We start from the raw sequence: 12,498 nt of genomic DNA on the forward strand, positions 1-12,498 counted from the left end.
GGATGGAAAGGATGAGAATGAGGATGAGGATGAAAAGAATTTTTAGTCTCTTAACTGTAGCTGTACTGCTGATTGTAGCAGGTTGTTCCGGAAAGTCGTCAGGAGGAGCGCAGGATACGGCGGGAACACAAGATAAAGCAGAAACGAAGAACATTACCGTCTCAGCAGCGGCCAGTTTGCAACCCGTTCTTGATGAGCTCATTGCCGAGTTTGAAAAAAAACATAAGGATTTTCATGTTACTGTAAACTACGGTGGTTCTGGAGCGTTAGCGCAACAGATTTCTCAAGGAGCTCCGGTAGACTTGTTTTTATCGGCATCCGCAGATAACGTTGATCAATTAAAGGAAAAGAACCTTGTCAGCAAGGACGTTTTGTTATTAAAAAATGAACTTGTTGTAGCTGTGCCAAAAGAGGGAGCGCAATCGATTTCTGATATCAAGGACTTGACGAGCAAAAATGTGAAAAAAATCGCCCTTGGAACTCCGGAGACTGTTCCCGCTGGCAAATACGCCGAACAAACGTTGAAATCTTTAAAATTATGGGATGATTTAGACGATAAAATCGTTTATACGAAGGATGTCAGACAGGCTCTGAATTATGTGGAAACCGGCAGCGTTGATGCAGCGTTTGTTTATAAAACAGATGCTCTGTCTTCCAAAAAAGTGAAAACGGCTATAGTAGCAGATCCAAAACTGCATGATCCTATTGATTATGAAATGGCGGTTATTAAGCATAAACATGAACAATGGGCGAAAGATTTTGCTAGCTTCTTACAGGACAAGCACTGCCAAGATGTGTTTAAAAAATACGGTTATTTAATCCCTTCCAAGGAGCATTCATAAATGGCAAGTTCTTTATGGGAACCGATTTTTTTATCCCTAAAGCTCGCTTTTGGAGCAACGATTATCGTGCTTATTTTCGGGCTGGCGGCGGCAAAATGGATGACTGCCTATTCTTTTAAAGGAAAGTTGCTGGTCGAGCTATTGTTTCTTTTACCGATTGTTTTACCACCAACCGTTGTAGGGTTTATATTAATCGTATTGCTTGGCGGGGATTCTATACTTGGGCGGGCGGTTGAGTCGATTTTCGGCCAACCGCTTATGTTTACGCAGTGGGCTGCTTTAATTTCTGCTACGGTTGTATCTTTTCCGCTCATGTACCAATCGCTGAGCATCGGATTTCAAGAAATTAATCAAGAAATCATTCAAGCTGCCCGATTAGACCGTGCATCTTGGCTGCAAATATTAATCTATATTGAACTGCCGCTTATATGGAAAGCGGTAATGGCGGGAATCTTTTTAAGCTTTGCAAGGGCATTGGGCGAATTTGGCGCTACGCTTATGTTCGCAGGCAATATCCCTGGAAAAACTCAAACCACCGCCATCGCCATTTATATGGCGATGGAAAGCGGGGATATGAAAACAGCGTGGACGTTGGTTATCGTGTTGATGTCGATTTCATTTGTATTACTGTTTGTCGTCCAGATGCTGAAGAAGAAATCATCTTAATAGAATCGGAGAATCCTAGGTCGAATGATTTCTTGTTCCTTACTGAGTTTCCGCTTTCCCCCTCGTTCCCCTGAGATTTTGCTTTCGGCTTTTCCCTTTCCCTTTTACAAGTTTCCTGGCAGAAGTTTGATTTTTCCACACGGAATGGGAAATAATCATCTAGACAAAAAAACAGGAACAAGAGTAAAATCAATGAGACATAAATCTCAAACGGGCCGTTAAGGAGAGGAAAATCATGTCGTTATCGGAATTTTTTCTCTCGAAAAGAACGACTTTTGTTGAAATTCATTATGTTATAATGTTTCTCAGCGTAAGGTGCTTTCATTGCTCCATGGACTTTTGTTTACGGCTGTAAAAAACAGCCTTGAGCAAATGAAATCCGTTTGGCAAAAACATGTCACTAAAAAGAAGTGGAATCAAGTAATCAAAGCGGATTTAAAATCCTTTATGGACTAGTGTAAACAACAGGGGGAACCAAAAAAGACATGGGAACATCTTTAGATACAATGAAGAACATTTGGAGAAAATTCCATCTAACCCAAGTGTTTATTTTGCTTCTTTCTATTTGCGTTCTTTTATTACTGGGATTTGTGATCTATTTTATGAAATCAGCAGATGTCGAGTCTTTAAAAAAAGGTCTATCCCAGCAAACGATTATTTATGACAAAGACGGAGACGTTGCCAGTAAATTATCAGCTAATCGCTCAGATAGTGTGCCGATCAAGAAAATACCGGATTCTTTGCAAGACGCTGTGGTTGCGATTGAAGACCATCAATTTTACAACCATAACGGATTTTATTTAAAAGGAATGCTGAGAGCGTTTGTGCAAGATATACTGCATGGAGGAGCGGTCCAAGGTGGAAGCACGATTACGCAGCAGCTGACGAAAAACGCGCTGCTTTCACCGGAAAAAACGTTAAAGCGAAAAATTGAAGAACTCTTTCTTGCGATCCAAATCGAAAAAGTGTACAAGAAAAAAGAAATACTGGAAATGTACTTAAACACCATTTACTTTGGGCAAGGTGCATGGGGAGTACAAAATGCATCGGAAAAGTATTTTGGAAAAAATGTGCAAGATTTGAATTTGAGTGAATCAGCTTTGCTTGCCGGTCTCATTAAGGCTCCGTCCGCCCTTGATCCGTACAATCATTACGAAGCGGCCATCAAACGCCGCAACGTCGTACTGGACCAAATGGTCAAATATGGGTACATCACACAAGATGAAGCGAATAAAGCCAAAAGTACGACCATCGTATTGAAAGACGGAAGCAAGGACCCGCTAAAAGAAAAATATCCTTATTTTGGCGATGCCGTTATTGAAGAAGCTGTCAATCGCTATGGCCTTTCTCAAAAAGATCTTTTGGAGAAGGGATATAAAATTTACACTACGATGGATCAAAATATCCAATCTCAATTGGAAAAAGTGTATAAGGAGGATTGGCTTTTTCCAAAAGGTGTACATGGCGGGGATGTTCAAAGCGCGGTCGTTATGTTAGATCCACATAATGGAGGGGTTTTAGGGGTTGTAGGAAGCCGTGGAGAACATGTATTCCGTGGTTTCAGCTATGCTACGCAAATGAAAACTTCTCCTGGATCTACGATTAAGCCTCTCGCTGTTTATACACCGGCTTTAGAAGAAGGATATGAACCAACGAGCATGCTGAAAGATGAAAAAATGAAATTCGGCGATTATGAGCCTTCCAACTATGACGGAGTGTACAAAGGAGAAGTTCCAATGTACGAAGCGGTTGAAAAATCGCTGAATGTACCGGCTGTTTGGCTTTTAAACGAGATTGGACTGGATAAAGGCGTGGATGCTTTAAAACGTTTCGGAATCCCTCTTGAAAAAGAAGACCGGAACTTGAGCATCGCTCTTGGCGGAATGTATAAAGGGGTCTCGCCATTGCAAATGGCGTCCGCCTATTCGACGTTTGCCAATGGTGGGGTTCGCCAAGAAGGACATTTTATCAGAAAAATTGTGGACCCTGACGGCAAGGTGGTAGCAGAGTGGAAAGGCGAAGGAAAGCGCGTTACAAGTAAAAAAGTAGTTGATGAAATGAATTCTATGCTGTTGAACGTAGTCGCAGAAGGAACTGGAAGAAAAGCATCGATTCCAGGGTATAAGATTGCCGGAAAGACAGGCTCTACTCAGGTGCCGATTGAAGGCGTGGATGGAACAAAGGACCAATGGTTTATTGGGTATACGCCAAACGTGGTGGGAGCTGTCTGGCTTGGCTTTGACAACAACAACGATTACTTGACCAGCAACAGTTCTGATGGAGTAGTCCCAGTATTTCGGGAGGTCATGGAAAAAACGCTGCCGTATATAAAAAATGAATCATTTGATGTAACGCCTATTCAAAAACAAGTAGAGAAAAAGAAGAAAAAAGATTGGAAAGAAAAACTCATCGAAGAATGGAAGAAGCTTTTTTAAAGGCCATAAAGGCCCCTTTTGAACAAATAAATCCGACGAGATAAAACCTTTCTCTCGTCGGGTTTTTTCTGTTTTCGGGAGTTTTATTTTGAAGCGGGCGGAGTGTTAGGGTTGGCGCTTGCTAATGGAAAAGACGTTTTTTTGCTTTTGTCTAATTGGGATGATCGCGGAATGGGAGAGGCTTCTGCAGGAAAAGCAAGCCGAGCGAGACACCGCAGCGAGGTTCAAGCAAGGGAGGTCGTGTATCGCCTGGGAAAAACGAGTGAATTTCGCGATCACCAGCTTGTTCGATATAAAGATTTACATGAAAACAGGGATGCTCCTAGGTCATTTTGACTTTTGGGACGGCAAAAAAGAAACAGTCACGGAAATTACTTTTTTTCACGATGTGGGGAAGTGATTGGTTGGGACCATTCGTTTTGAAAGGAGAGAGAAAAGCCGGGTTTATCTGTTATCCCAATGGGAAGTTGAAATTTTTTAAAATGGTTTTGTTCCAGCGGTCCGGCAGTTTTGGTGGAGTGCTCTTTTAAAAGAACGGTGATAGAGAGAGGAATGATAGAAAAAAATTTAAAAACGAGCGAAAATAAGAGAATAGCGCATTTGTAAGCGGTAACAAAATAAACGGATGATTCAAAAAAGTCAAAAAATTAACCATAAAGGTATTGACCAGAACGAAAAACAGCTGTATTATTTACCTCAATTAAACAATATTCTGATACGGCAGATAAATAAAATTATTCAAAAATTTTTCCGCCATTTAATTTCTATTTTTTAACTATCAAGGAGTGAACAAAAGTGAGTGAGCAATGGATCTATTTAAACGGCAAATTGGTAAAAAAAGAAGATGCGGTCATTTCAGTGTACGACCACGGCTTTTTGTACGGAGATGGCGTATTTGAAGGCATCCGGATGTATAAGGGAGTGGTATTTCGATTAAAAGAACATATTGATCGGCTTTACGACTCCGCCAAATCCATTATGTTGAATATCCCTAAAACAAAGGAAGAAATGACTCAAATCATTGTGGATACGCTAAAAAAGAATGAGTTGGAAGATGCGTATATTCGGGTGGTCGTTTCGAGAGGGGTCGGTGACTTGGGTCTGGATCCGAACAACTGTAAAGGACCTCAAATTATTGTCATAGCTGAACCGCTTGCTCTTTATCCTAAAGAATTATATGAGACTGGAATTGAAATTGTGACGGTAGCAAGCCGACGAAATCGTTCGGATGTGCTTCCACCTCAAGTAAAATCTTTAAACTATCTAAATAATATTCTTGTAAAAATTGAAGCACAGTTGGCAAACGCCAGTGAAGCGTTGATGTTAAACGATCAAGGTTATGTGGCGGAAGGTTCGGGGGATAATATTTTTATCGTAAAGAACGGAGTCGTAAAAACACCTCCTGCTTACGTCGGTGCACTGGAAGGAATTACAAGAAATACAATTATTGAGATTGGAAGAAAATTGGGCTTTGATGTCAGGGAAGAAACGATGACGCGTCACGACGTATATTCGGCGGATGAAGTCTTTTTAACAGGTACGGCAGCGGAAATCATTTCGGTAGTGAAAGTGGACGGAAGAGTGATCGGGGACGGAAAACCTGGTGAATATACGAAGAAATTGTTGGATGCATTCCGTGAATATGTAACAACGGACGGAGTAAAAGTGTATTCAGAAACAAGCGTTCATGCTGGTTGAGGCTTCGGAGGAGATATGGATGCGCAGTGACATGATAAAAAAAGGGATTGACCGAGCCCCTCATCGCAGCCTTTTATACGCGGCAGGGGTCAAAACAGAAGATTTAAACAAACCGTTTATCGGTGTGTGCAATTCGTATATCGATATTATTCCGGGACATGTCCATTTAAAAGAATTTGCGGAAGTGGTCAAAGATGCCATAAGAGAGGCTGGCGGTGTCCCGTTTGAATTTAATACGATCGGGGTAGACGATGGAATCGCCATGGGGCATATCGGAATGCGATACTCCTTGCCCAGCAGGGAACTGATCGCCGATTCGGCAGAGACAGTCATCAATGCCCACTGGTTTGATGGAGTATTCTTTATTCCCAATTGCGATAAAATAACACCTGGTATGCTAATGGCGGCGGTTCGGACGAATGTTCCTTCCGTTTTCGTATCCGGAGGGCCGATGGAAGCAGGCAGAACAAAAGCAGGAAAACCGCTGTCGCTTTCCTCGGTGTTTGAAGGAGTCGGAGCACGATTATCCGGAAGAATTTCGGAAGAAGAATTTGGGGAAATTGAAAGAAACGCTTGTCCGTCTTGTGGTTCTTGTTCGGGGATGTTTACTGCTAACTCAATGAATTCATTGATGGAAGTGCTTGGCATGACACCTCCGGGCAATGCAACGATTGTCGCCACTTCTTCGGAGCGGCGCAAGCTTATCAAGGAAGCCGTCCAATATTTAATGGAGTTGATCGAAAAAGACATCCGACCGCGAGATATTATTACACCAGAAGCTATTGATGATGCGTTTGCTCTTGATATGGCAATGGGCGGTTCCACTAATACGGTTCTTCATACGTTGGCCATCGCAAATGAGGCCGAAATTGAGTACGATTTAAAGCGAATCAACGAAATTGCCAAGAAAGTTCCTTATTTAGCCAAAATCAGTCCTGCCTCGGACTATTCGATGCAGGATGTTCACAGGGCAGGGGGCATTAGCGCAATCATTAAAGAATTGTGTGAAATGGATGGAGTAATCCATAAAGATAGAATCACGATTACCGGAAAAACTTTGTATGAAAATGTAAAAGATGCCAAAATATTGGATGATCAAGTCATCAGAAGAAAGGAAAATCCATACAGTGCTGTCGGCGGACTTTCCATCTTGTATGGAAATATTGCTCCGGATGGAGCCGTCATTAAGGTAGGGGCTGTAGATCCTTCCATCAAGACTTTCCTTGGAGAAGCGATCGTGTTCGATTCGCAGGATGAAGCGTTGAAAGGAATTCACAGCGGATTGGTCCGAGAAGGGCACGTTGTTGTCATTCGATATGAAGGACCTAAAGGCGGACCGGGGATGCCGGAAATGCTTGCTCCTACTTCAGAGATTGCCGGAAGAGGGCTCGATAAAAAAGTGGCTCTCATAACGGATGGAAGATTTTCAGGTGCTTCCCGTGGCATTTCTATAGGTCATATATCCCCTGAAGCTGCTGAAGGCGGTCCAATTGCTTTCATTGAAAATGGAGATCAAATCTTGATCGATCTGGAAAATCGAACGATCAATGTGTTGCTGACAGAAGAAGAAATGACAGAACGAAAGAGACGTTGGGTTCAGCCTGAACCGAAAATTAAAAAAGGCTATTTGGCGAGATATTCCAAACTTGTCACTTCCGCCAGCACAGGCGGGATCATGAAAATTTAATCGATGCAAATCGATGACGAGGTAAAAGTTGCAGGAATTCCGTATTCACAGAGAGCCGGTTGTTGCTGAGAGCCGGTAATACTACCTGCAGCGACATCCCCTCTGAGTGCCGATCTGAACGGAAACTATTAGGATTGGCCGAGTATAATATACTCGTTATCAAAAAGAACAATGTGTCAGTCATTGTTCATGAGGTGGCATTCGTGAGAATGTCATGAATCAGGGTGGTACCGTGGAAAGAATACAGCCTTTTCACCCCTGCGCTATAGGATTGGTAGGCGCAAGGAGTGAAAAGGCTTTTCTTTTTGAGTCAAAAAGTCTAAAGGATGAAACCAACCAGTTGGAGGGAGAATCAATGAGGGCTAATGCAAAAGCGGAAACGGAATCTGTAACGGGGACAATGACAGGTGCAGAAATTCTGATTGAATCATTAAAAAGAGAAAACGTGGAAATCATTTTTGGATATCCTGGTGGAGCTGTATTGCCAATATATGATGCGTTATATAAAAATCCGATTCGCCATATACTGGCAAAACATGAGCAGGGAGCCATTCATGCCGCTGAAGGATACGCGAGAGTATCAGGTAAACCAGGAGTTGTCATCGCTACATCGGGACCTGGTGCAACCAATTTAATTACGGGAATTACAGATGCCATGATGGATTCGTTGCCGCTTGTTATTTTTACAGGTCAAGTCGCCACAAATGTAATCGGCTCAGATGCCTTTCAAGAAGCAGATATTATCGGCATCACGATGCCAATTACTAAGCACAATTATCAAGTTCGTAACTTGAATGACTTGCCGAAAATCGTAAAAGAAGCCTTCCATATTGCGACCACTGGCCGACCGGGGCCTGTATTGATCGATATTCCAAAAGATATCGCCAACAATGAAACACGTCCTTCTTTTGATCATACAGTGGAGTTGCCGGGATATCAGCCTACAATCGTTCCGAATATTTTGCAAATCAGAAAATTGACGGAAGCGATTGCAACGTCGCAAAAACCAGTGATTTTGGCAGGGGCTGGTGTGCTTCATGCTCAAGCTTCCGATGAACTGTTGGCATTTGCTGAGGAAACCAATATACCGGTTGTTAATACACTGCTTGGTTTAGGATCATTTCCGGCTGATCATCCTTTGTTTCTTGGAATGGGGGGGATGCACGGAACCTATACGGCCAATATGGCCATGTATGAATGTGATTTGCTCATTAATTTTGGCGCAAGATTTGATGACCGCTTAACGGGAAATTTAAAGCATTTTGCTCCAAAAGCGAAAGTGGCGCACATTGATATTGATCCAGCAGAAATCGGAAAAAATGTCGAAACGCATATCCCGATTGTAGGTGATGTAAAAGAAGCCTTGAGCCAATTGTTGAAAGAGGATAAGGAAATTCCGGAAATCAATGAATGGCTTCTTCACTTGGAAAAATACAAACGTAATTTTCCGCTTTGGCTTTCAGACGATGAGGAGGGAATTTCACCACAGCGTTTAGTGAAAATGATCCATAAATTTTCGAAAGGTGAAGCGATTGTTTCAACAGATGTGGGCCAGCATCAAATGTGGGTTGCCCAGCATTATGGATTTGTCCGTCCGAACCGTTGGATCACGTCTGGAGGACTGGGAACGATGGGATTTGGTCTTCCGGCGGCCATTGGAGCGCAGTTTGCTGAAGAGGAAGAAACGGTGGTGGCGATCGTTGGAGATGCCGGATTTCAAATGACGCTTCAAGAATTAGCGGTCATAAAAGAATTCGATTTGCCTATAAAAATTTTCATTTTTAACAATCAGGCGTTAGGAATGGTTCGGCAATGGCAGGAAGCCTTTTATGAAGAACGTTATTCCCAATCCTTAACTCCTGTGCAGCCTGACTATGTGAAGCTCGCTGATTCATATGGTATTCGCGGATTTAAGGTTTCAACCGAAAAAGAAGCGGAAGAAGTCATTCGCGAGACATTCAATGATCGTCAACCGGTATTAGTCGACTGTCGAATCAAGCCGATGGAAAAAGTATTTCCTATGATAGCACCGGGAAAAGGACTACATGAAATGATTGGGGTGAAACCATGAGGCGCATTGTGACCGTATCAGTGCTAAATCAAAGCGGAGTTTTGAACCGGATCACCGGTCTGTTCACAAGAAGGCAATTTAATATTGAAAGTATTACGGTTGGACCGACAGAGGCAGAAGGAATTTCAAAAATGACTTTTGTCGTTCATGTAGAAGATGACAGAAAAATGGAGCAATTGACTAAACAGCTGAATAAACAGATTGATGTTTTGAAAGTTTCCGATATTACTGATCAAGCGATCGTCATTCGAGAACTGGCATTAATTAAGGTTATCAGCACTCCTCAAACACGAGGAGAAATCAAAGGAATTATTGAACCTTTCCGGGCAACGATCGTCGATGTAGCAAAAGACAGTGTTACCGTGCAAATTGCCGGAAATTTTGAAAAAGTAGAAACGATCATTGATTTGCTTCGTCCATATGGGATTAAAGAAATATCCAGGACCGGGATCACGGCATTGCCGAGAGGTTCACAAAAATCAGTCACTGATTTCAAGCAATATACCATCTTAAATTAAACAGGAGGATGAAAAAAATGGTAAAAGTATATTATAACGGAGACATTCAAGAATCAGTTTTAAATGGAAAGAAGATTGCTGTCATTGGATATGGTTCCCAAGGTCATGCTCACGCTCAAAACCTTCGAGACAGCGGCTATCAAGTGGTGATCGGACTTCGTCCAGGTAAATCATGGAAACAAGCGGAACAAGATGGTTTTGACGTAAAAACGGTGAGAGCCGCAAGTGAAGAAGCCGATCTTATTATGATTTTACTTCCTGATGAGCGCCAGCCGGAAGTATACAAAAATGAAATTGAACCGGCTTTGTCTGCTGGAAAATCGCTTGTATTTGCTCATGGATTCAATATTCACTTTCGTCAAATTGTACCGCCGAAAGATGTAGATGTCTTTTTGGTTGCGCCAAAAGGGCCCGGACATTTAGTGAGACGGACATATGAAGAAGGCGCTGGTGTTCCGGCTTTGATCGGTGTTCACCAAGACGTAACAGGGGATGCTAAAAATTTAGCGCTTGCCTACGCAAAAGGAATTGGTGCGGCTCGTGCCGGGGTTTTGGAAACTTCCTTTAAAGAAGAAACAGAAACAGACCTTTTTGGAGAACAAGCAGTATTATGCGGGGGGATGACTTCATTAGTGAAAGCTGGATTTGAAACGCTTGTAGAAGCTGGATATCAGCCGGAAATTGCTTATTTTGAGTGTTTGCATGAATTGAAGCTCATTGTGGATTTAATGTATGAAGGCGGATTGGAAAATATGAGGTACTCCATTTCGGATACGGCACAGTGGGGGGATTTTGTCTCCGGACCACGAGTCATCAATGAAGAAACGAAGAAACGGATGAAAGAAGTATTGAGCGATATTCAAACCGGGAAGTTTGCGAAAGGATGGATTTTGGAAAATCAATTGAACCGCCCTGAATTCAATGCCATTAACGAACGGGAAAACAATCATCTGATTGAAGTAGTGGGCAGAGAACTTCGAGAAATGATGCCATTTGTCAAAAAACCATCAAAGAAGGAAGTGGGAGCCGGTGCGAAAAATTGAAATCTTTGATACGACATTAAGAGATGGCGAGCAATCAGCTGGAGTGAATTTGAACACATTAGAAAAAATAGAAATTGCTAAACAATTGGAAAAGCTGGGAGTCGACTGCATTGAAGCAGGCTTCCCGGCTGCTTCTAAAGGAGACCTGGAAGCAGTAAAATTGATTGCCGATACGATCCGCGACAGTTCCGTTACCGGATTGGCTCGATCTACAGAAAGTGATATCGATGCTGCTTGGGAAGCCCTCAAGGATTCTGAAGAACCTCGCATCCATATTTTTATTGCCACTTCACCCATTCATATGAAGTATAAACTGAAAATGTCTCAAGACGAAGTAGTGGAAAGAGCGGTTCGGGCTGTTTCCTATGCGAAGAAAAAATTCCCGAAAGTTCAATTTTCGGCAGAGGATGCCTGTCGCTCAGACCGCGAGTTCTTAGTCCGTATTCTCAATGAGGTTATTCAAGCCGGGGCGGAGATCATTAACATTCCAGATACGGTTGGCTACATTACGCCGCAGCAGTATGGAGAATTGTTCCAATTTTTAAGGAATAATTTACGGAATATTGACAAAATTACTTTATCTGCTCATTGCCATGACGATCTCGGAATGGCCACGGCTAATTCGCTTGCTGCGATTGAAAACGGAGCTAGTCAAATCGAAGGAACGATCAACGGCATCGGGGAACGAGCCGGTAATGCTTCACTTGAAGAAGTAGCTGTGGCTCTTCATATACGGAGCGACTATTATCAAGCGAAAACGGGTCTTGTTTTAAATGAAATAAAGCGAACGAGCGATCTTGTCAGCAAATTGACCGGAATGATCGTGCCGGCAAATAAAGCGGTAGTGGGTGATAATGCTTTTGCTCATGAATCAGGCATTCATCAAGACGGGGTATTAAAAGAAAAAACAACGTATGAAATCATTACTCCTGAACTCATTGGCGTGAATTCAAACCGATTAGTTCTGGGCAAACATTCCGGCCGCCATGCTTTCAGAAATAAAGCCATTGAATTGGGCTTTGAATTGACCGATGAAAAATTGAATGAAGCCTTTACAGTATTTAAAGATTTGGCGGACAAAAAGAAAGAAATTACAGATGCTGATTTATTCGCCATTCTTACGGATAAACAAACGGAAACGGAAATGAAATATACATTGAACCGCGTACAAGTTCAATACGGCACTGACAATATTCCAACAGCGACGATTGCTGTCACGCTGGCGGACGGTTCACAAGTGAGTGAAGCCTCTACAGGATCGGGAAGTGTGGAAGCGATCTATAACACGATTGAACGGATTTTCGGCCGGTCAGTAAAGCTATTAGACTATAAGATCAACTCGGTTGGAGGGGGACGCGATGCTCTTGCCGATGTCTATGTCCGAATTTCTTGCGATGGACTGGAAACAAGCGGAAGGGGAACAGCACAAGATGTGTTGGAAGCCTCAGCCCGTGCATACTTAAATGCCGTCAATAGAATTCTTTCGCTTGAAAGTTTAAAAGCGATCCAAAAAGCAAATGTGTCGATTTAATTTACTG

10 protein-coding genes are annotated in these 12,498 nt (G+C 42.5%); all 10 read left to right on the forward strand.

Annotated elements, in window-relative coordinates; all coding sequences use genetic code 11:
• Positions 1-29 precede the first annotated feature (29 nt).
• The gene (gene modA / locus BSM4216_RS03915) at positions 30-842 is read left to right on the forward strand and encodes a molybdate ABC transporter substrate-binding protein (RefSeq protein WP_048624385.1); all 813 of its coding nucleotides are present in this window, start codon (positions 30-32) and stop codon (positions 840-842) included.
• Complete coding sequence (modB, locus tag BSM4216_RS03920) at positions 843-1,508, forward strand: molybdate ABC transporter permease subunit (RefSeq protein ID WP_048622808.1); 666 nt, start codon at positions 843-845, stop codon at positions 1,506-1,508.
• A 485-nt stretch (positions 1,509-1,993) separates the two neighbouring features.
• Positions 1,994-3,943 carry a transglycosylase domain-containing protein gene (locus tag BSM4216_RS03925; RefSeq protein WP_053083216.1) on the forward strand — a complete coding sequence of 650 codons (1,950 nt, stop codon included), beginning with the start codon at positions 1,994-1,996 and terminating at the stop codon, positions 3,941-3,943.
• 111 nt (positions 3,944-4,054) lie between these two features.
• Positions 4,055-4,279, forward strand: coding sequence for a hypothetical protein (locus BSM4216_RS03930; protein ID WP_061778483.1), 225 nt, complete (start codon positions 4,055-4,057; stop codon positions 4,277-4,279).
• Between the two features lie 459 nt (positions 4,280-4,738).
• Positions 4,739-5,641 (forward strand): branched-chain-amino-acid transaminase, encoded by a 903-nt coding sequence (gene ilvE / locus BSM4216_RS03935; RefSeq protein WP_003353203.1) that lies wholly within the window; start codon positions 4,739-4,741, stop codon positions 5,639-5,641.
• A gap of 19 nt (positions 5,642-5,660) precedes the next feature.
• Positions 5,661-7,328 (forward strand): dihydroxy-acid dehydratase, encoded by a 1,668-nt coding sequence (ilvD, locus tag BSM4216_RS03940; protein ID WP_048622810.1) that lies wholly within the window; start codon positions 5,661-5,663, stop codon positions 7,326-7,328.
• Between the two features lie 355 nt (positions 7,329-7,683).
• Complete coding sequence (gene ilvB, locus BSM4216_RS03945) at positions 7,684-9,399, forward strand: acetolactate synthase large subunit (RefSeq protein ID WP_048622811.1); 1,716 nt, start codon at positions 7,684-7,686, stop codon at positions 9,397-9,399.
• Positions 9,396-9,917, forward strand: a complete 522-nt coding sequence (gene ilvN / locus BSM4216_RS03950; RefSeq protein WP_048622812.1) for an acetolactate synthase small subunit — start codon at positions 9,396-9,398, stop codon at positions 9,915-9,917. Before ilvB ends, ilvN begins: the two co-directional genes overlap by 4 nt.
• Positions 9,918-9,934: 17 nt before the next feature.
• On the forward strand, positions 9,935-10,960 hold the full coding sequence (ilvC, locus tag BSM4216_RS03955) for a ketol-acid reductoisomerase (RefSeq protein WP_003353197.1): 1,026 nt from the start codon (positions 9,935-9,937) through the stop codon (positions 10,958-10,960).
• Positions 10,947-12,491 carry a 2-isopropylmalate synthase gene (locus BSM4216_RS03960; RefSeq protein ID WP_003353196.1) on the forward strand — a complete coding sequence of 515 codons (1,545 nt, stop codon included), beginning with the start codon at positions 10,947-10,949 and terminating at the stop codon, positions 12,489-12,491. The genes ilvC and BSM4216_RS03960 overlap by 14 nt, the downstream gene beginning before the upstream one ends.
• Positions 12,492-12,498 lie beyond the last annotated feature (7 nt).

This window comes from Bacillus smithii (assembly GCF_001050115.1).
Classification (GTDB): Bacteria; Bacillota; Bacilli; order Bacillales; family DSM-4216; genus Bacillus_O; species Bacillus_O smithii.